Consider the following 20,301-nt stretch of genomic DNA (forward strand, 5'->3'; position numbering starts at 1 on the left):
ATCAGGCGGGCTGTTTTTTATGTTGTCTTATTTGATTCAAATGTTTATAGCTCGACCTTCCAGTTGGCCATCATCTTGGCAACTTCCGGGTCGTTGAGTGCAAAGAAAAGACTATTCCCTGTATCAAGACCAGTAATGGAGGCCATCTCCTCCGAACTTAATTCAAAGTCAAATATATTGATATTTTCGATAAGTCGCTCTTTACGTACTGATTTTGGAATAACTACGATTTCACGTTGAGTTAGCCAGCGCAGCACAACTTGAGCGACGGTTTTGTTGTGATTTTGTGCAATAGTGACCAGCATCTCATTGCCAAACAAGTTGTTGCGTCCCTCGGCGAATGGCGCCCATGACTGATGTTGCACTCCTTGCCCTTTCAGGAAAGCAGCATCTGCTAGCTGTTGTTGAAACGGATGCGTCTCAATTTGATTAACCGCAGGTACGATTTTGTTATGACCAATCAGGTCCATCAGACGGTCCGATGAAAAGTTACTAACACCAATCGCCTTAACTTTTCCCTCGTCGTACAGTTCTTCCATCGCACGCCAAGCCCCGTAGTAATCGCCAAAAGGCATGTGGATGAGGTACAAATCCAGATAATCAAGCTGCAGCTTCTCCAAAGACTTGGAAAACGCCAGCTTGGCCTTTTCGTAGCCGGCATCCTGAACCCATAGCTTGGTTGTGATGAACAGTTCTTCCCGAGCCACGCCGCTCCGCTTGATCGCCCGCCCAACTGCCTCCTCATTCTGGTAACCGGCAGCGGTATCAATCAGACGATAACCAGCCTTTAACGCCTCGTATACGGTATTCTCACTTTCTTCGGCATCGGGAACCTGATAGAGACCAAAGCCAATAATCGGCATTTTCACTCCATTATTTAGAGTTACGGTGTGCATATTTATTCCTCCTAGTATTAAATATAAAATTGGCAAATGGTCGCCTTACCCTGAAATCCAGCACCACAGCGGGGATTTCCGCTTTCGGCTCATTTGCGTTACAATAAGCCTATCGCCTTCGTGTTACACGAAGTCAAGCGGTCTTTAATCATATTTTTTAAGGGGAGGAATTACCAAGTGTATACCGTCCAAGATGCCGCCTTGATGACAGGATTGACCGAACACGCGGTACGCTTTTACACAGATAAAGGTCTTGTTCCTAGCGTGCAACGTAATAAAAATAACATTCGGTTATTTGACGAAGAATCTATTAACTGGCTATACGGCGTCAAATGTCTCAAGCAGACGGGGCTGCCGATTGAGAATATTAAAACCTATGTCGACCTTTGTCTTGAGGGGGATTCAACCGTCCCTCAGCGCTTTGAAATGATGATGGAGTACCGGGAGGCTGCGTTGGTTCAGCTTGAAGAGGCCAAGCGCCGCGTGGCCCATTTGGAAGAGAAGGCCCGCCAATACCAGGCCATTATGGAAGGGACCAGCCCAGACACCACCAACCCGGCCAAATGGGAAACCCAGCGGGAGAATGCAGGCGATTGTCCGGCTTCTGAATTGAGAGAACCTGACCTTTCTGAACCCGGATCTTCCCTCCAATGCCCGGTAGCCGCTTCACAAGGGATGGATAGCCTGTTAAGTTAGGCTGCGCCAAAAAAGAACCCTCCCCTTTGGTAGACGGTGTGTTCACCTGTCACCCAAGGGGGGGTTCTTTTGCCTATAATTTATATTGTCAGAGAGTCTTAGCTGGCTGGCGTAAACTTGATCCAGTCATAGTACGCTCGCACTGGGGAGCCTGGGTAAATAAATTTCCCTGTCCAATATTGCTCTGCCGCATTGGCTCCGGCCCAGAAGTTAACCATGATATGACCCGGATTCGTAGGCAATGGACCACGCGATCCCGTCTCCGTATGCACTAGTTGACCGTCAACATACCATTTAATGAAGGTAGGAGACCATTCAAAGGCATAATTATGGAAGTCCAGTGCAGCATCAAAGCCAAGGTCTATAATCGTGCTGTGATTACCAACCCCTGCCGTAAAATAATTGACTTCCAATTTGGTTGTATCCTTCCCGAGAATTTCGATATCAATCTCATCGTTCAGCTTCACGTTCGGATCTGGGTTATAATACGTGAATAAGGAGGTCACAAGACCTGTTCCTTTAGCAACTTTCATACGCGCCTCAACTCGTCCAAATCCGTATTTGGTATTCGTGGCATATTCCCCCGATGCATAGGGCTTGCCCAAGCAATTAGCCGGACACCCGACGTTATCCAATCGAAGAGCCATCACTCCGTTGTTAAATTCAACATTACTGGCTTTCCAGGCCACGCCAAAGTCAGAGCCGTTCGCCCAGCCATCTGAAATGTAGAACATGCTTGGGTTTGCAGCGTTCAAATTCTCTGTGAACCCGGTTGCCGCTGACGCCGGGATGACCAGTAGCAAGCTTACGCCTAGCATCATTGCACTCAATATACCGCGGATTTTCCCTAACATCATCTTCTTCATCTTAATTATCCCTCCTCATGGTTTTGGGTGAAAAACTGCGGGAGATAAGGCCGGTTCTGCTCCAGCATTTCATCCAACATTCTCTCAACATCATTTACGGAATAGGTCAACGGATGATGTGTCAAAGCCAGTAGTGCCATTCCCCGGTCACCGGTAACGGCTGCTTCGATAGCCAGTTGCTCATAGGTTTTTACAGATCGAATCAACCCCTTCGCCGCTTCTGGAACAACCGTGATCGGCTGAACCAGGGGCCCCTCATTCGTTACTTGGCAATTCACCTCAATGCAGGCATCCTTCGGGAGAAAGTCCAAGGTATCTCCATTGGCAACATTCAGTGTCTGGATGTCCCTGGAATTATTATACAGAGAATTCATTAATTTTACAGCCGCTTCGGAATAGTAGGCTCCTCCGCGTTGTTCCAACTGCTTTGGCTTTTCCTTCAACTCAGGGTCCTTGTAGATTTCAAATAGTTCATCCTCCAGGCGCTGAACCGTCTCGGCACGCGTCTCTCCACGGGAGGCCGCTTGCTGTTGCTCCTCCAGCATTTCTCGCTGCAAATAGAAATACTTCAAATAATAAGATGGAATAGCCTTCAAAGATTGCAGCAAAGTACCGTTCCAGGCAAACTGCGGAACATTGCGCGCGGAGTACCCTTCCTGGTTGGCTAACAGTTCCGCAAGCTTGGACTTGCCGTCAATAGTAATTTGACTGATCCAATGCAGGTGATTCAAGCCCACGAACTCGCAGTGAATACGCTCAATCGGCACTTCGTACAAGGAAGACAACCATTTGTAAGCCGCAATAGGAGAATTACACAAGCCAATGGAGCGGACACGGGAATGCTTGTAAATCGCCTCGGTCACCATACCCGCCGGATTGGTGAAATTAAGCATCCAGGCATCCGGGCAGAGCTCTTCAATGTCTTTGCAGATATCCAGCAGCACGGGGATGGTCCGCAAGGCCTTCATCATTCCGCCCGGTCCTGTTGTCTCCTGACCAATCATGCCGTATTTCAACGGGATGGTCTCATCCCAGGCCCGTGCTTGCAACAGCCCCACCCGCATCTGAGTGGTAACGAAGGTTGCCCCGACCAGCGCAGAACGCCGATCCATCGTCATGACAAGCTTGATGGGTAGCCCAGATGCCTCGATCATACGCCCGGCAAGCTGCCCCACGATCTTCAGCTTGTGCGCTCCTTCCGGAATATCGACAAGTACAATTTCAGTGACTGGCAGAGTCTCATAATTTTGAATAAACCCTTCTATCAGCTCGGGTGTATACGACGATCCTCCACCAATAACGGCGATTTTCAGTTCCCGCTTCATGCTTGCTCCTCCTTTACTGACAACCCTTCATTAAGTCGGTCATACACCCCATCCTCCACGGGATGCCCGGACTTCTCCATAGCTAGCAGGACAGCCCCCGCCACGGGTTCCATCGTTAACCGCCGCAAGCGGCACCCGGGAGCTAACGGCATGATCATCTCCTCGATTTGCGGTGTAATGAACCGACGATCGCCTCGGGTTAACACGCTGCCAACCAACACAAGGTCGAAACGATCCTGCATCATACCCAGCTTACCAATGACCGCAGCAGCAGCCTTCCCCAACTCGCGGCCTTGTCGCTGGAGGATTCCCCTTGCTGCCTCATCTTGCTCTGCCACCTGAAACAGCAGCTTCGTTAAATGTCTTGGAGCCCGTGCTCCGCGATCCAGATAATCATGGAACAAACGCTCCACTGAGGGATAATCCAGGGTTTGCAGAACCGCTTCGGTCAGGAGGGTTGAGTTCTCCCTCCCCTCCCAAGCGCGAATAACTGTGCGGAATACCTCCACCGCCAATTCCCCGCCCCCGCCGAAATCGCCGAACATGTATCCGAAGCCCCCGACCTGCAGCGATTCGCCCTGCTTGTTAATTCCGTAACAGTTGGTGCCACTGCCGCAAACCAGGACAACTCCGTCCGCTTGCCGTGTGCCTGCCCGCAAACCAATCTCTGTATCGCATACAATGCCATGCTGTGGAAATTCCATATCTGCAATCATCGGTCTCAGCACCTGAAAGTCTGCTTCCCGGTCGGCGCCGGCCAGGCCAAACATGGCATAGCTAATCTGACTACGAGTAATACCGGCTTGCTTCATCGCTTCTCCGGATGCCTGTTGAATGCTACGCCTTGCCAGTTCCACCTGGACCTGGTGATTGCCGCAGCCACTCAGCCCCCGTCCCATAATTCTGCCTTGCTCATCGGTGACGACGGCCAAAGTTTTGCTTCCACCACCGTCTAATCCCAAATAGTAGTTCAACGCCGTCCTCTCCTATTTCAGCTTACTTAGGTTCTCCTGCCATCTTTCTGTCTTGTACTTCAGCAATTTGTCATATCCCGCCTTCTGCGCATCCGCTTCTGCCTGATCAAGCGTCGCAGCCACCTCTGTCTCAGACTTCGCGTTCATGACGGCCGACGCCAGGACCTTGGTATAGATATCGAGTACACTTTGTGCCACGATTCCTTCCTCGCTATCCCCCGCCGGATCAAGGTTCGTAAATTCTGTTGTGTTGTATTGTGTTTTCCAGGTAATCTCCGACTGCCATCTTGACTCCCAGTTCTGCTTCTCCGGCGGAAGGGTGGATTCAAATTTCATCTTCGAATTATCCACATATACGGTATTGCCCACCCACTGGAAGTTGACGGTGGCATTCATCAATTCATCGCGGCCTTTCGTATCCGAAGTGAACTTCTCCGTGAACAAAGGAGCTTCTTCTTCATCCGCGCCGTCCCAATACAACCCCTCTGGTCCCCACATAATGATCCGTTGTCCCTCGGGACCCGTCATCCAATCGAGGAACGCAAAGATCGCTTCTGGGTCCTTGGCTGAGCGGGTAATCACATTCACATTCCAGCCCTGCTGCTTGTAATCACCGGGATAAATCTTGTTCTTATCCAGCCCTGCCTTATGAATAGGCCATACCATAATGTAGCCAGCCTCCGGATCTTCTGCCGATAGCAAGGCATTGCCGATAGCTCCAAACTCCGTTGGGCTTGAGGCCACATACATAGCGACCTGTCCATTCCGTACCTTCTGCTCGACCTGCTCCAGCTTTTGCGTGAATGCATCTTGCGAGATTAATCCTTCACGGTATAGCTTATTGGCAAATCCGATGCCTTCCCTGAACACCGGGTCAGTGAACAGTGAATTTAATTGATCTCCGGAAGGGACACCCTTCATTGCGGTGAACGTAGCGGGATAATTCTCGCCAAATGCCGTCGTTAATATCTCTATACCGGCCCCTCCCTGCCCAACCTCCAACGGCACAACATTCGGATAATTGGCCTTCACCTGCTTCAAATAAGCATACAAGTCATCGGTAGTCTCCAGCGCCGGAGCACCAAGCTCGTTATAGATTTTCTTGTTGACCAGATATCCTGCATTGCCGTTAGGCTGCGTCGTATACCAGTTAGGGAACTGATATAACTTCCCGTCGGGTGACCTGAGCATATCGAGCGTTGAGTCTCCTGCCCATTTTTTCAAATTAGGGTACTTCTCCAAATAGTCGTCAAAGGGGACCAGCATTCCGGCAGAGCGCAGCTTCTCCACATCCGCTCCCCGTTCCATCCAGATCACATCCGGCAATTGCCCGGATACAATCATGGTACTCAGCTTCTGCTTGGCGTTGCCGCCAGAACTGATGGGCTCTACGGTAATCTGCTTGTTCTCTTGAATCCATTTGGTGGACAGGTCCTCTCCCCAGTTAGGCATCGTATACCAATCGTAGTGGCCATAGAAGGTGAAGGTCAGCGGACCCGACTCACCCGCAGATGGCCCTCCACCTTGCGGAGCTCCTTCATTAGCCTTGTTGTCAGCCCCTCCGCCCGAACAAGCGGTCAGCGCCAGCACAGCCGCCAACATGGAAATGAACGCCAGCCTTTTTGTTGTTTTCCAATGTTTCCAATGCTTCATACAAGACTCCCCCTCATTTGCGGAACTATTCCTTCAAAGACCCGATCATGACACCCTTCACAAAATACTTCTGCACAAACGGATATACGCACAAGATGGGTACTGTCGCGACCATCATCGTGGCCATGGACAATGACTTGGTAGTTACCGTCTTCATTCGGTTCAAATGACTGGCGGCGGCTGAATCCATCTGCGACATCTGCTCAAGCATGATGTTCGAGTTCAATATCTGCTGCAACTTGGTTTGTATCGGCAGCAGATCAACGTTGGAGATATAGATACTAGGGGCAAACCAGTCATTCCAGTGATACACGGCAGTGAACAAAGCCAACGTTGCCAGCACAGGTCCGGACAGCGGCAAAATAATTCGGAACAACACCCCCCAGTTGGAGCAACCGTCAATGCGGGCCGACTCGTCAAGACCGGCTGGCATTCCTTTGAAGAATGTACGGAATATTATCATGTTCCACACACTGATCAGTCCCGGCACGACCATGACCCAAAATGTATCAATCAGTTGTAGTTCGCGAATTAACAGATAAGTCGGGATAAGTCCACCGCTAAAGAACATAGTAACGATGCAAACAACCATATAGAACTTGCGGCCGATCAACCAGGTCTTGGTCATCCCATAGGCAAAAATAGCGGTGGCCAGAATCGATAAAAAGGTGCCTACTACCGTTCTCAGCACAGATACGCCAAAGCCACCCAGCAGCCGGTCGTCCTTGAATACCACCGCATAATTTTCCAAGGTAAACTCTCGAGGCCAGAAGGTGATGCCCCCTCGCATCGTGTCGTTTCCGCTATTGAAAGAAATCACAGCGGCGTTCCAGAAGGGATAAAAAGCGGCAAACCCCAGCACGAACAGCAGGATGTAAATGACCGCGGACAGCGTCTTGTCGCCCAGAGTCAGCTTCATTGCGTCTTCCCTCTCTTCCGATTGGCGTGCTTGTCAGGATAAACGGTGGCTACCATAGGCTGTTCCCCGATCGGCGCGCTGCATAGTTAGCCCCGGCCAACAGCGCCACACTAAGCACTCCCTTAAACAATCCGACAGCCGTAGCATAAGAATATCTGTTGTTCTGAATCCCAACACGGTACACGTAAGTGTCGATGACATCGGCCACATCCCGTAGCACCGGATTTGCGCCCAGCAGCAAAATGTCCTCAAACCCTGCGTTCAGCAAATTGCCGATGTTCAAAATGAGGAAAATGATAATAACCGGTAAAATGGAAGGCAGCGTAATGGAGAACATCTGTCGCAGCCGGCTGGCTCCGTCCATAGCTCCCGCTTCATAGAGTTGGGGATCTACTCCTGCAATGGCGGCGAGGTACACGATGGAGGAAAAGCCAATCTCCTTCCAAACCCCTGTCGTCACGAGAATGGTCCAGAAATACTCTGGAATAGACAAGAAATTGATAGGCTTGTCAATCAGGTTAAGCTGCTGCAGCAGAATATTGAAGCTTCCGTTATCCGTTGACAATAGCGAGGTAACAAACCCGGAAACGATAACCCACGAGATGAAATGTGGCAAATAGCTAATAGTCTGGATGGTCCGTTTGAATACCCGGTTATGCACTTCGTTCAGCATTAACGCGAGCAGAATCGGAGCTGGAAATCCAATAAACAGCTTAAGCAAACTGATGACTACCGTGTTACGGATAACACTCCAGAACTCTGGGGCATGGAAGAACATTTCAAAATGCTTGAAGCCCACCCACGGACTTGCCATAAAGCCTGTAAAAATGTTGTAATCCTGAAACGCCATCAGTACCCCGTACATGGGGATATAGCTGAACACCAGGATGAACAACAGGGCAGGCAAGACCATCAACTGAACATCCCACTGTCTGAGGAAGTTCTCCATCAATTTAGGCTTGAAGCTTCGGCTAGGCCGGTTCAAACCCTTTTTCTCTTTGTGTATACCGGGTTGCAGCAGCGTCCCCCCCTTTTTTTGAAGAAAAGACCTTACGCATCCTTCTCTTGCGTAAGGTTTTCTTCCATTTGAGACTATTTTATAAGCTTATTTAGCTACATTCTCCCGTTAAATGTCTGAAAAGCAACGATATTTTACTGAAAATTGGATGATTAACGTTAAATTCGTACATATGAAACTTCCAATGTTATGTTTATGTTATTTTCATGGAAATTGAAAGCGCTTTTCTTTATTTTGAGGTTATATGAGTTCGAGCGTGCTTAGGAGACATATCAAAATGCTTGCGGAATAAGTGATTAAAATTGGACAGACTGCGGAAGCCACATTCCATCGCAATGTCGCTGATCTTGTGCGGAGTAGTCTCCAACAGTCGAAGCGCATGCTCCAGACGTAGTTGGATGAGGTATTCAAGGGGAGGTCGACCCACTGCCCGGCGAAAAATATCGCTGAACCGGGAGGGGCTAAGATAGGCGGAAGCGGCTAACTCTTCCAGAGTCCAGGGATGAGCCAGCTTCTCCTCCATGGTATGGATAATTTGCCGCACCTTCTCTAGCTGCATAGAACCGATCTCCGAGCGACTTTGATGTGCCACATTTGAACGAAAATAGCGATTGACGCAGGACAGGAATTGCAGCAGCAAGGCATGCACCATAGAGATGTAAGAACGTTGCTCTTGCTCATGCTCCCTCAGCATGGTTTGTAATAAAATGCGCAGCTCATTGATGTACGGTGAGTTGCGATCCAGCAGATTCGTGAAATGAATGCCCATTTCTTTAAATGGAGCCAAAATCTCCGGATCATAACGGAGGCTCCCGGCGAACCAGGCCATATCAAATTCAATGACCAGAATAACCAGATCACGCATCTCGTAGGCACAATGCAGATCATTGGAATTGATCAGGAGAATATCCCCCTCCTTGAATTCAAAGGACTTCCCATTAATAATGTAGTAGCCACACCCGGAAGAAATATAGTTAATCTCCAGCACGTCATGCCAATGCAGCTTCTGGTAGTGGGTATTCACACCGACCGTTTCTGCAATGTAAAGTGGATATCTCTTGTCCAGCAATACTTTCTCCCTGGGGATAGCTCCCCCCAATTCGGCCAATTTCATGATCCGCTTCTCTCCTTTGAGGCAAAGTGTCCAAGCTGCATCCGTAGGGTTAACTACTATCAATATACGTATAAATATACCATTAATGAGACTTACCGGATACTTGGGTTCATGGATGTGGCTCCTTATGGTGGAGGGGTCAGTATGGTGGGTAGAAGAGGATAGAAAAATCGTAAGGTTAGTGGAAAAGTTAGGGTGTGTGAGGTGAGGGGTTGGGTTGCTGGTGAGTTGGTCGTGCTGGTTGAGTTAAATTGGTTCGATTCGTTGGTTAAAGTGGTTCATCCTAACATCCGACATACCTTACCCTTTTGTTCCTCAAAAGCCGATGCCGGGAGAACCCGTCCTCAAACCAACAAATAACAGCCCCTTATCTACTTTTGACATGGATAAGAAGGCTGTTGTTGTACGGGTTGGATGTAATTATCGTTCAACTTATAATTAGAAGGAAATTCTACAGCTAAAATGCTGCAAACACCTATATCTGCTGCTTTTATATGGAAATCCTCCAGTTAATTCTTCCGATTCACAGTGATTCGAGAGAAATCGCTCAAATTATAAGGAGAATTTCCCTTTAATTCGAGTTTCAGGCCTGATATCAGCCAATTAGCATGACTATTTCCCGCTAATGCGCAAGTCATAAGAATCGACCTAGTTATTGAAAGTAACTGTTTAATATTTTCAAGAATACATTAGGAAAAGCCAGCTTGTCCATGTCCTGCCGGGTAATCCAACGATATTCAGTCGTGCTGCCCGCGCTGCCAGTAACGTCAACGTCACCAGCATCACCAGCCGTCTCGTACCCGGCTGTGCTCTCGGCAACGGCAGCCATTTGAGCAAAACCACTGGCGCTAGCGCTATTGATCCGGGCCGCGCCCGGCACGCCGCGGCTCGTTGTGCCTGAAACCTCCGCCGCAAACCGGAAGACGCGGAGGTTCCAATGAATGTGGCTGAACGTGTGCTCCGCGTTCATCATCGCCCCTTGCGGCCGGGCGATAACTCCCGCCCCGGCCAGTTCCGCGGCCAGGCGGTCCATCGCCGGGCCGTCTGGCAGCCCGGCGCCTTCGCCCGCCACGGCGGCGGCCGGGATATGCGGCAGCTCCCACATCCGTGCGAGCAGCCCCGTGTCCGGCCGTCGGCGCACCAGCACGCGGCCGGCCAGGTCACCGCCGCCTTCCACGACGGCGGTGAGCCGGTACTCCGGCCGCGGCGGCTTCGCCTTGGTCTTGACCGGCAGGCGCTCCTCCGCGCCCTCAAGCCTGCCGGTGCAGCGGGCCATGACCGGGCAAATCAGGCATTGCGGGGATTTGGGTGTGCAAATCAGCGCGCCCAGTTCCATCAACGCCTGATTGAAGTCCGAGGCCCGTCCCTGCGGGATCAGCTCCGCGGCCAATCCTTCCATCAAGGTGCGCGTCCCCGTCTTCATGATATCCTCTTCAATCATGAAGTAACGCGATAGCACCCGCATGACGTTACCATCCACCGCCGGCTCCGGGCGGTTAAAAGCAATACTAAGGATTGCCCCGGTCGTATAGGGGCCAACCCCCTTCAAGGCGGAGATCTCCGCCTTATTATCCGGCACGATTCCGTCGTGCCGCTGTACAACCTGCTGGGCCGCTGCTTGCAGATTGCGGGCCCGCGAATAATAGCCGAGCCCCTCCCAGCACTTGAGGACATCCTCCTCCGGCGCCTCCGATAAAGCCGTTACCGTCGGAAAGCGCTCGATGAAACGCTGAAAATAAGGAATCACCGTATCGACCCGCGTCTGTTGAAGCATAATCTCCGACACCCATATATAATAAGGATCACGATGTCTGCGCCAAGGCAGATCCCGCTTCGCCCCTTCGTACCATATCAGCAACTCCGTACTAAAGAAAACCTTGCTCTCCTGCATCCTGCTCTCCTTCTATTCCACGCGTTCCACAACGGCAAAGGCCGAAGCCAACTGCCGTTCATGCGTAATACTAAGATGTATGACACAGCGGCCACTCCCCTGCTTGTCCAGCGCCAAGCGATCCCATGCTGCTGCTGATAACGTGACAGCCGGACGACCCGCCTGATCTGGCAATATCTCCATATCGCCAAAGCCGAGGACACCTCCAATGCCACAGCCAAAAGCCTTACTGAGCGCTTCCTTCGCCGCAAAGCGTCCCGCCAGAAATTCAGCAGGTCGAGCAGATTGCCCAGGTAGCTCCAGTTCAGCAGGTGTTAGAATTCTTCTGCGCAGACGTTCGCCTGCGGCTCCGTTCAGCATGCGCTGAATACGCTCAATGTCCACTACATCATGTCCTACTCCAAGAATCAAGGCAAATCCCCTCTTCCTTCGTTACCCGGCCAGCTTCCCTGTCGGTAAGCGACTGCCATTTCCCATTGTAACAGGGAACGACCCACGACGCGAATCTGCGTTATAAAGAGCAAGCATGATCAAGAAACTACCGTTATACTGGACTATACTAAGCTTATAGTTAACTTAATCACTACCTCTTATTGACCGGTCTGGAGGATAGGTTCATGAACCAAATCACCATCATTCAACAAAGTGTCGACTATATTGAAGAACGGCTAGGGGAAGAACTTACACTAGCCGGGGTTTCCAAGGCTGCGGGCTATTCTGAATACCATTTCCACCGCACCTTTCTGTATTTTGTAGGAGACACGATGACTTCCTACGTCCGCAAGCGGCGACTCTCCAAAGCGGCTGAGCTGCTAACCACATCCGAGTTGAAGGTACTGGACATCGCTTTGAGCTGCGGCTTTAGTTCCCACGAGGCCTTCACCCGGGCATTCCGCAAAATGTTCGGTATGTTACCGACGGAATGCCGCAAGCAAGGTCATCTGACCTGCATTGTATCCAAAGCCAATTTGCTGCGTAACATGAACAACCCAATAACCTATGATCGGAGAGATTATGACATGCAATATCGTATCGAGTCACTGCCAGCCATGCGCATTATGGGCTACTCTATGAACACAACCACCGTTGAAGGACAGAACAACGCCCAGATCCCCGCCTTTTGGCAACAATATATTCAGGAGCAATGGGGAAGAACCGTACCAGGCAAGACAAATCCCAATGTTGAATTAGGCGTATGTACTACATTAAATGAGGACGGTTCCTTCCTCTATATCATCGGCTTCGAAGTCAGTGAATCAACGCCCGTTCCCGAGGGACTGACCGAATACACCATTCCGGCGACGACATATGCCATATTCACAACGCCCCCAGCTAGCCAGACCGAATTCGTTGCTTCCATTCAGCAAACCTGGGACGATATTTTTACCGACTGGTTCCCTACATCAGGCTATGAACAAGTAGCTGCCCCTGATTTTGAGTGGTACGACGAACGTTGCTGGCCGAAGGAAGGCAAGCAAATCGACATCTATATTCCGGTTCAACCCGTAGCCAAATCATAATGGATACAGCTACCATCTCTATCTCTATAGACTAAGCTGTTTGCAGAAGAGAGGCCATTCTCAACATTCTGAATCTCTCTAATTAACGGGAAAATCTCCATATAAAAATCGCTTTGAGAGTAATAAAACATGATTATAGGGAATTCCTCCATATAATTCGGACTAAAGCGCCAAATATGGCCGTAAAGTACGGATTTATAGGGAGGTTTTCCAGTTAAATCTCAAAATTCAGCCTTTTTCTATAGATTTGAGGGAGAATTTCCCACTAGTTGTGCATTTGCACTTCCCCCCAATGAGCGGTTACATCAAAAAAAGCCAGTGTCCGGAAGCTTTGACAAGCTCCCTGCACTGGCTTTCTAAACTCTAAGCTTACTTCGGCTTGATGTCGAAGAAGTCTACTTCGCCATATCCATCTCCCTTGGAGAAGCGAATGGTATTCGTCCCCGCTGTAAGATGAATGTTCGCGGTTGATAGCCCCCAGTTCTCCCAGCCCTTATGCGTAATATAGAATGGACTGGCGGGAGCGGAATTTACACTGAGCATCAGATGAGACCATGAAGCACCAGTGGTACCGTTGGCCGTTCGGGCCAGCAATACATATTCACCTGACACCGCAACCTCAATCTCGAACTGTACATAGCTTTCTGGCGTATCAATATGGCCTGCTTTCTGCCCGCCCGAACCGTTTGGACTTCCCGAGGCATACGCTACACCGGCAAACGTCCCCTGTTCTCCCTCGTACCGAACACGAGAGCCTTCGCCCGAAGGCAAGGCAATCGGGGCATTCGGATTAGCTGGCACCCCCAGGTTCGGCGTACCATCAGCATGCCAAGTGAATTTCTGCAATCGCACCTCGCGATTCCAGCCTGCCCCTTGGTATTTAGCAACATGGTAGACAATCCAATCCTCGGTGCCATCAGGCGACTTCGTAAAGGAATGATGTCCCGGCCCGTACAACCCGCCCCCGGATTTGAAAATCGGCTGGTTGCGCTTGTGCCACGAAGCCGGATCAAGCAAATTTGCCGAGACATCCGCCGTCAACAAGCCCAGACAATAATCATCCGTCCAACTGCCGCTGGCGGAGTACACCAGATAAATCTGGCTCCCTCGCACGACAACCTGCGGCCCTTCATTAATGAGGGGGGAATGATTCGTCTCCCACGCCAGGGTAGGACGCGAGATTTCCACCCGCGCAGAATCGATGGTCCACGGATTGCTCATATGGGCGATATATAATTGCTGACTGACGTTCACGTCGCCTTCCCAGCCGGACCAGATAAAATACAATTGTCCATTCACCTGTAATACCGTGCCATCGATAGCCCACTTATTGGTCGCATCGGTAATTTTCCCTTTGTCCTGCCATGTACCTTGCAGTGGATCGGCGTTGGTATTCTCCAGAACATACATGCGGTGATTGGCATTGTCCCCGTCATCCTTGGCATAATACGCATACCAGGCTCCGTTAATATAGTGAAGCTCGGGCGCCCATATGTTATGTCCTCCTGTTGGAATGGCCCGGGTCTGACCCGCATCGAGATCCGTCAAGTGCCGGGATTTCCAAATCGTCACGTTATTGCCGGTGGTTTTTGTGAAATAGTAATACCCGTCCGTGTGCTTATACACCCATGGGTCAGCTCCATCCTGTAGCAGCACATTATAAAAGTTTACGACTCCCGTCCCGGCTATTGCCATTGTCGCAATCCCGCCTTTCGCGAATGTTATGCTCCGGTCATGATCTTGCGAATATCCTCAAGCGGCGCCTTCGGCACCCGGTCATACGTCAACAAGCCATTGATTTCCTGCTCCACATCCGTCAATTGGGTATAACAATACCCCTGAATGATCGGGGAAGAGAACATCGGATCCACCACAGCCTTAAGCTTGCGGAGATAGTCTTCTTCATTGTCCGCACCAGAGTATCCCCAGCCTTCCCAATCGCTCTTCTTGAAGGCAATGCCGCCAAACTCAGACACGAGGATCGGTTGACCTTGATAGGATGCGCCCCCTACAAAGATACGACGGTTCGCTGGCATGGCCTGAACTGCTGATTCCGCAGTTGCATAACGTTCCTCCAGCACTTCCTGGCGGCTCTCGTAATCGTGAATCGTGACCAGATCTGTAAGCATATGCTCCCACCCATCGTTATATACGACAGGACGGGTCAGGTCCAGCGATTTGGTCAGATGGTACATTGCGAGCCCATGCTGCTGCTGACGCTGATCAATCTGCACATTAGGCACACCCCAGCTCTCGTTGAGCGGCACCCAAACTACGATACAAGGATGGCTGTAATCCCGCTCCATAATCTCGATCCATTCCTTCGTAAAACGGCGAACATATTGCTCCGAATACTCATACGCATTCGCCGCTTCGCTCCAGACCAGCAAACCCAGCTTATCGCACCAGTACAAAAATCTCGGATCTTCCGTCTTCTGGTGCTTTCTCGCTCCATTGAAGCCCATTTCCTTTGTCAGTTCCACATCACGCTTTATATCCTCATCCGTAGGAGCCGTCAGCAGACCTTCCGGGAAGTACCCCTGATCCAATACAAGCCGCTGATAATAAGGACGGTTGTTCAACGACCATTTGCCATTCTCAATAGACACCTTACGCATCCCAAAATAACTGGATACCTCGTCGACACATTCCCCTGCTTGCACCAGACTGTATTCTATATCGTACAGGTTCGGATGCTCCGGGCTCCACAACCGTCCGTGACCATGATCAGTAAAGTCATTCAAGCCGATGGTGCGAGTCTGCTCAGCACCCTTAACCATATATTCATCTTCGGCTACCATTTCTCCCTGGAACGAAATCCGCACTCGTAATTTAACACCGGAACCGCTACCGATAGGCAAGCCTTCTATAAAAGTACGCAAGCGAATTTCATTGCGGTCAATATCCGGGGTAACCATCACTTTGTCCAAATGAACGGCCGACACCGGCTCCAGCCAGACGCTCTGCCAGATGCCCGTTGTCCGCGTATAGAAGATGCTGGCTGAGTCCTCCAGCCAATATTGCTTGCCCCGTGGCAAGGTTACATCACGGCTGTAGTCCTGCGCCCGCAGTACAATCGTATTGCTCCCGGCTTTCAGCAGCGAAGTAATATCCGCATGGAAGGGAGTATGCCCACCTTCATGAATTGCCGCCAGTTGACCATTCACCCATACCTTGGCTACATAATCAACTGCGCCAAAATGCAGTACCGTTCGCTTGCCACTCCAACTCTCTGGTACCTCGAAAGTACGGCGATACCACACGATGTCATGGAAGGCAGGATCAGCTATGCCGCTCAGCTTGCTTTGAAAAGTGAAGGGAACCGATATTTTCTGCGTGAACGGAGCCGAAGCTCCTTTAAAATACCAGCCTGCCCCCTCGCCTTCATCGGCATCATCAAATAGGAAGTCCCATTCTCCATTCAGGCATAACCAATCCTGACGGACAAATTGAGGCCTTGGATATTCCGAACGCGGGATGGCCACATCATTAGATTTCACTGTCACTGTTATCGACTCCAATGCTATGCTTATTTGGGTTCATGAAGCGTTTAGCCTTTAATCGAACCAACGTATACACCCTTAACGAAGTATTTCTGCAGGAACGGATATACCATCAAGATCGGTACGGTAGACACGACAATGGCACAATACTTAACCAGTTCCCGGAAAGCCGTCGAGCTCTCGGCACTGTTAATCACTACACCACCTGCACTACCAATCGTCGTCGCCGTGGAATCATTGGCCACCAATATTTCCTTCATTAATAGCTGCAACGGAAATAGATGGCGATCCTTCAACAGAACCATAGCGTTAAACCATGAATTCCAGTTCCCTACAAGATAATAGAGGAAAATAACAGCCAAGGTCGCTTTGGACAAAGGCAAAATAACGCGCAGCAAAATTTTAGCTTGGCTAGCTCCGTCAATCGTCGCCGCCTCTTCCAACTCAACCGGAAGGGCCTGAAATCCGGTTCTTAGAATAATGATATTCCATGTACTCAAGGCCGTAGGCAGAACCATGGACCACAGATTGTTGTACATACCGATATCCTTCATCAGCAAGAACCACGGTATCAACCCGCCGCCAAAGAACATGGTGACCGTAATCATGATCATGATGTAATTTTTAAAATACAAATCTCTCCGCGACAATACGAATGCCCCCATGATGGTCATGGCCATATTAACAAACGTGCCGAGGCCTACATAAATAATTGTATTGCGGTAACCGATTAGCAAGCTGGTATCCTTGAATACGAGTCTATACCCGTCCAGCGTAAAACCAAGTGGTTTGAACAGCGCCCCTTTATGAGCAATTAGCGCATTTGGATCACTGACTGAAGCAAATAAAATATGCAATAGCGGGTAGAAACAGACCAATGTAATTACGGTCAGCACCGTATAATTCAAATAGTCGAACGCCCGGTCTCCCCGGGGCTTCCGTCTTCTTCTGCTGATAACTCCCTGTCCTGTCATATCGCATCCTTCTTTCTTACCATAAGCTAACCTCTGATGTCCGCTTGGCGATTTTGTTCGTCGCCCACAGCAAGCCAAAGTTAATCACTGCACTAAATAGGCCAACGGCCGTGGAGAAGCTTAAGCTTGCTTCCCTCAAGCCTCGTCGATACACATAGGAGGCAATGACATCCGCTGTATCATAGGTCAATGGGTTATAGAGCAAAATGATCTTCTCATGCCCGGAGGCCATCAAGCCACCCACGGCAAAGATGAACAGAATGACAATGATCGGTGCGATTTGCGGCAGCGTAATATACCACATTTTCTTGATTCGCCCAACCCCATCGATATCCGCTGCTTCATACAACGCAGGGTCGATGGAGCTCATGGCAGCCAAGTAGATGATGCTATCCCAGCCTATATTTTGCCATATACCCGAGAAGGTATAGATCGGTCTAAAGAAATTGGAATACCCCAGAAGCGAGGTATATTCCTTGCCGGTAAAAAACTGAATGATTTGCGTAACGACCCCTTCGTCCGCCGTAAAGATATGAATAATACCACAAACAACGACCAGCGAAATAAAGTGAGGCATGTACGTAATCGTCTGAATGGACTTCTTGAACTTTCCGTCACGCACCTCATTAAGAAGTAGCGCCAAAACAATGGGTGCCGTAAACCCGAAGGCAAGGCCCCACACATTCAGCATCAACGTATTCTTCACAACCCGCCAGAAATAAGGACCCTGGAAGAAATCAACGAAATGCTTAAAGCCTACCCAATCGCTTTGGGCAAAACCAAGCAACGGTTTAAAATCCTTAAAGGCAATCATCACGCCCCACATCGGTCCGTAGCAAAAGATTAAATACCAGGCAATGACCGGTATCGCCAACATATAGGCGAACCAATGCTTCTTGAAATCTTTCTTAATGACGCTTCCGATATTTCCTGTTTTCGTGGGCTTAATGGGAGGTTTTGCTTTCTCTAATCCCGGGGTTATTTCCATGACCTATCACCTGCTCTTATGTCCCAGATTTGACGTCGGTACAGCTAACGAGGGGTACTGGCTTTGGCCGATGCATCCCCTCGTCACCCTACCTATTATTTAAATAATTGAACAACCTTATCTTTCGTTATAACGATCCAGTGCGGCCTGATGAATGCTAAGGAACTCATCCAGCCCCATCTTCTTGGCTTCTGTCAGGAATTTATCATAAGCATCCACCGGTAATTCACCCTTAATGATCTTGGCGAAATATTCTCCCCGAAGTGTGGATAACTGATTACCTAATTCTGCTTCCCTGGAGGCTTCTTCCTTCGTAAAGGAGATCGGCGGCGGCGCCATGCTGGCATCCATATTCTCCGTCCAATACTCTCGAATATCTCCTGAGTAGCTTCCTTCGGCCACAATTAACGGATTGGAGTTGTGCTCATCGCGAATGCTCGGCCAAGCATGACGCCGATATTTATTCAAGGCTACCGAAACAGGCTGACCATCCGGGTCTTTGTAAATGTAGCTGTCTGCCGGATAATATGGCATCCCGGCTTCGTCAATCAAATGTACCGTGCCATACTCGCCATAGTTAAGGATTTCCCAGCCCTTCTTGGAGAAGTTGAAGTCAAGCCAGGCCATGGCTGCCTCGACATTCTCAGCCTGAGTCGTGATGGCGGCTTCAATGCCCGCTCTCTTAAAGTTCCGGTAAGTGGTACCGGACTTATCTCCTTCGTTCAGTATCGGGTTCAGCGCTCCAACGAAATCAATGTCATTTTGCTGCTTCCAATAGCTCCACATCGTATCCGGAGAGTCCATCATGACTGCAGTCTTGCTGGACACTGCCGAGGCCATTCTTTGGTTAAAGTCAGCCGTAGCCCAGTCGCGATTCAGCAGACCTTCCTTGTTCCATTGCTGCATCGTTGCCAAGTATTCCTTCGCTTTCGGCTGTGCAGGTCCCCATGCTACCTTGCCATCTCCATCAAGGAAGGTCCAGTCCCACACACCGTAGGCGCCATTAAGAATCCCTGTAAAGATTTGACCGTAATTCGAGCCATAGTTCAAAGGCTCCGTAAACCCTACTTCCTTCGCCTTCGTCAAGAACGTGTGCCATTCATCAATCGTATTCGGCACGTCCAGTCCCGTCTTGTCCAGCGCCTCTTGCTTAATGAGCATCCCGAACCACGTCCACTCCGAATAAGGAGCGATGCCGTAGAAGCCCAGTAGCTTACCATTATCCGTAACGGTTGTCTTTCTACGCATTTCATCGGAGTTGCGCCATGCTGTATAATTAGGTGCATGTTTGTCCATCAAATCTGTTAAATCGAGATAAGCGCCATCATTCACACCGGCTTCAAATCCTCCTGGGTAACGCCCCGGGCCAATGATGATGTCTGGCAAGTCGCCGGAAGAGATCATCAGGGTAAAGGCATCCGCCTCTTGTCCGATCGGCGGGGTGATGAAATTCACTTTAATGCCTGTAAGCTTCTCTACTTGCTTCTGAATGGCATGTTTGTTCATGTCGGGGATGTCGGAGTTGGCTGGCATCCATACCTCCAGCGTCACATCGCCTTCTACCGGATAGGCTGAGTAATCACTAGGGATAACTTCATCAAACGGATCACCCAGATAAGTATCATTCAAGGATAAGTTCACTTGATCGATTTGCTCCTGCGTTGGAGCCGTATTTCCACGAATATCCTGACTTATATCAGCAAAATTATTTTCTTTTTTCGGGACGTTCTCCGTATTCTTCGATTCGTCCGAGGCCTTGTCAGCCTTGTTGTCGCCGCCGCTGCACGCCGTCACCGTAACCATAACCAGGATCGCAACCAATAAGAGATGAAGAATGCGTTTTGAAGTGTTTTTCATAGTAATCCTCCCATGATCAAATCTCATAAAGAAATGATATCCCCCTTCGTTCAGATATAAGTCAGATACAAATTAATATTATGTTTTGTTACAATTATTTTGTATCT

Annotated in this window: 17 protein-coding genes; 2 read left to right on the forward strand and 15 right to left on the reverse strand. The window is 49.8% G+C overall.

All coding sequences use genetic code 11. The features are described from left to right. Window positions 1-44 precede the first annotated feature (44 nt). A complete protein-coding gene (locus AC1VOR_RS12920; protein ID WP_482618373.1) occupies window positions 45-896 on the reverse strand; it encodes an aldo/keto reductase in 852 nt (283 codons plus the stop codon). Window positions 897-1,073: 177 nt separating this feature from the next. Between AC1VOR_RS12920 and AC1VOR_RS12925 the strand changes: the two genes are divergently transcribed. After that, entirely contained in the window at window positions 1,074-1,592 is a 519-nt protein-coding gene (locus AC1VOR_RS12925; RefSeq protein WP_482618374.1) for a MerR family transcriptional regulator, read from the forward strand. Between the two features lie 98 nt (window positions 1,593-1,690). Here AC1VOR_RS12925 and bglS read toward each other — a convergent pair whose 3' ends face one another. From bglS to acpS, 9 genes are all read right to left on the reverse strand, one after another. Further along, complete coding sequence (gene bglS, locus AC1VOR_RS12930) at window positions 1,691-2,458, reverse strand: beta-glucanase (RefSeq protein ID WP_482618375.1); 768 nt, start codon at window positions 2,456-2,458, stop codon at window positions 1,691-1,693. 5 nt (window positions 2,459-2,463) lie between these two features. Next, window positions 2,464-3,783: a 6-phospho-beta-glucosidase gene (locus AC1VOR_RS12935; RefSeq protein WP_482618376.1), complete on the reverse strand. Its 1,320-nt coding sequence runs from the start codon at window positions 3,781-3,783 to the stop codon at window positions 2,464-2,466. Next, window positions 3,780-4,757, reverse strand: coding sequence for an N-acetylglucosamine kinase (locus tag AC1VOR_RS12940; protein WP_482618377.1), 978 nt, complete (start codon window positions 4,755-4,757; stop codon window positions 3,780-3,782). Before AC1VOR_RS12940 ends, AC1VOR_RS12935 begins: the two co-directional genes overlap by 4 nt. A 12-nt stretch (window positions 4,758-4,769) precedes the next feature. Further along, window positions 4,770-6,410, reverse strand: coding sequence for an extracellular solute-binding protein (locus tag AC1VOR_RS12945; RefSeq protein WP_482618378.1), 1,641 nt, complete (start codon window positions 6,408-6,410; stop codon window positions 4,770-4,772). Between the two features lie 25 nt (window positions 6,411-6,435). Then, on the reverse strand, window positions 6,436-7,329 hold the full coding sequence (locus AC1VOR_RS12950; RefSeq protein WP_482618379.1) for a carbohydrate ABC transporter permease: 894 nt from the start codon (window positions 7,327-7,329) through the stop codon (window positions 6,436-6,438). A gap of 49 nt (window positions 7,330-7,378) precedes the next feature. Beyond that, window positions 7,379-8,278 carry an ABC transporter permease gene (locus AC1VOR_RS12955; RefSeq protein WP_482618566.1) on the reverse strand — a complete coding sequence of 300 codons (900 nt, stop codon included), beginning with the start codon at window positions 8,276-8,278 and terminating at the stop codon, window positions 7,379-7,381. A gap of 298 nt (window positions 8,279-8,576) precedes the next feature. Next, window positions 8,577-9,461, reverse strand: coding sequence for an AraC family transcriptional regulator (locus tag AC1VOR_RS12960; protein ID WP_482618380.1), 885 nt, complete (start codon window positions 9,459-9,461; stop codon window positions 8,577-8,579). 652 nt (window positions 9,462-10,113) lie between these two features. Further along, on the reverse strand, window positions 10,114-11,352 hold the full coding sequence (gene mutY / locus AC1VOR_RS12965; protein WP_482618381.1) for an A/G-specific adenine glycosylase: 1,239 nt from the start codon (window positions 11,350-11,352) through the stop codon (window positions 10,114-10,116). Between the two features lie 12 nt (window positions 11,353-11,364). Continuing rightward, window positions 11,365-11,763: a holo-ACP synthase gene (gene acpS / locus AC1VOR_RS12970; protein WP_482618382.1), complete on the reverse strand. Its 399-nt coding sequence runs from the start codon at window positions 11,761-11,763 to the stop codon at window positions 11,365-11,367. A gap of 206 nt (window positions 11,764-11,969) precedes the next feature. On the opposite strand from acpS, the gene AC1VOR_RS12975 reads away from it, so the two are divergent. Beyond that, the gene (locus AC1VOR_RS12975) at window positions 11,970-12,872 is read left to right on the forward strand and encodes an AraC family transcriptional regulator (protein WP_482618383.1); all 903 of its coding nucleotides are present in this window, start codon (window positions 11,970-11,972) and stop codon (window positions 12,870-12,872) included. 369 nt (window positions 12,873-13,241) lie between these two features. Here AC1VOR_RS12975 and AC1VOR_RS12980 read toward each other — a convergent pair whose 3' ends face one another. The 5 genes from AC1VOR_RS12980 to AC1VOR_RS13000 all read right to left on the reverse strand — a co-directional run bounded on the left by AC1VOR_RS12980 (window position 13,242) and on the right by AC1VOR_RS13000 (window position 20,194). After that, window positions 13,242-14,567 carry a family 43 glycosylhydrolase gene (locus tag AC1VOR_RS12980; RefSeq protein ID WP_482618384.1) on the reverse strand — a complete coding sequence of 442 codons (1,326 nt, stop codon included), beginning with the start codon at window positions 14,565-14,567 and terminating at the stop codon, window positions 13,242-13,244. A 26-nt stretch (window positions 14,568-14,593) separates the two neighbouring features. Continuing rightward, a complete protein-coding gene (locus AC1VOR_RS12985) occupies window positions 14,594-16,378 on the reverse strand; it encodes a glycoside hydrolase family 2 protein (RefSeq protein ID WP_482618385.1) in 1,785 nt (594 codons plus the stop codon). A gap of 44 nt (window positions 16,379-16,422) precedes the next feature. After that, window positions 16,423-17,349, reverse strand: a complete 927-nt coding sequence (locus AC1VOR_RS12990; RefSeq protein ID WP_059049764.1) for a carbohydrate ABC transporter permease — start codon at window positions 17,347-17,349, stop codon at window positions 16,423-16,425. 16 nt (window positions 17,350-17,365) lie between these two features. Then, entirely contained in the window at window positions 17,366-18,337 is a 972-nt protein-coding gene (locus AC1VOR_RS12995; RefSeq protein ID WP_482618386.1) for an ABC transporter permease, read from the reverse strand. 117 nt (window positions 18,338-18,454) lie between these two features. Further along, window positions 18,455-20,194, reverse strand: coding sequence for an extracellular solute-binding protein (locus AC1VOR_RS13000; protein ID WP_482618387.1), 1,740 nt, complete (start codon window positions 20,192-20,194; stop codon window positions 18,455-18,457). Between the last annotated feature and the right edge of the window lie 107 nt (window positions 20,195-20,301).

This window comes from Paenibacillus sp. 1SOY10 (genome assembly GCF_056836745.1).

What these genes read in the sequence shown, in the direction of transcription:
- AC1VOR_RS12950 (WP_482618379.1), bottom strand. Translation starts at nt 7,329, where the DNA reads ATGAAGCTGACTCTGGGCGACAAGACGCTGTCCGCGGTCATTTACATC.
- AC1VOR_RS12995 (WP_482618386.1), bottom strand. Translation starts at nt 18,337, where the DNA reads ATGGAAATAACCCCGGGATTAGAGAAAGCAAAACCTCCCATTAAGCCC.
- AC1VOR_RS12920 (WP_482618373.1), bottom strand. Translation starts at nt 896, where the DNA reads ATGCACACCGTAACTCTAAATAATGGAGTGAAAATGCCGATTATTGGC.
- AC1VOR_RS12955 (WP_482618566.1), bottom strand. Translation starts at nt 8,278, where the DNA reads ATGGAGAACTTCCTCAGACAGTGGGATGTTCAGTTGATGGTCTTGCCT.
- AC1VOR_RS12975 (WP_482618383.1), top strand. Translation starts at nt 11,970, where the DNA reads ATGAACCAAATCACCATCATTCAACAAAGTGTCGACTATATTGAAGAA.
- AC1VOR_RS13000 (WP_482618387.1), bottom strand. Translation starts at nt 20,194, where the DNA reads ATGAAAAACACTTCAAAACGCATTCTTCATCTCTTATTGGTTGCGATC.
- AC1VOR_RS12990 (WP_059049764.1), bottom strand. Translation starts at nt 17,349, where the DNA reads ATGACAGGACAGGGAGTTATCAGCAGAAGAAGACGGAAGCCCCGGGGA.
- mutY (WP_482618381.1), bottom strand. Translation starts at nt 11,352, where the DNA reads ATGCAGGAGAGCAAGGTTTTCTTTAGTACGGAGTTGCTGATATGGTAC.
- AC1VOR_RS12935 (WP_482618376.1), bottom strand. Translation starts at nt 3,783, where the DNA reads ATGAAGCGGGAACTGAAAATCGCCGTTATTGGTGGAGGATCGTCGTAT.
- bglS (WP_482618375.1), bottom strand. Translation starts at nt 2,458, where the DNA reads ATGAAGAAGATGATGTTAGGGAAAATCCGCGGTATATTGAGTGCAATG.
- AC1VOR_RS12960 (WP_482618380.1), bottom strand. Translation starts at nt 9,461, where the DNA reads ATGAAATTGGCCGAATTGGGGGGAGCTATCCCCAGGGAGAAAGTATTG.
- AC1VOR_RS12945 (WP_482618378.1), bottom strand. Translation starts at nt 6,410, where the DNA reads ATGAAGCATTGGAAACATTGGAAAACAACAAAAAGGCTGGCGTTCATT.
- AC1VOR_RS12980 (WP_482618384.1), bottom strand. Translation starts at nt 14,567, where the DNA reads ATGGCAATAGCCGGGACGGGAGTCGTAAACTTTTATAATGTGCTGCTA.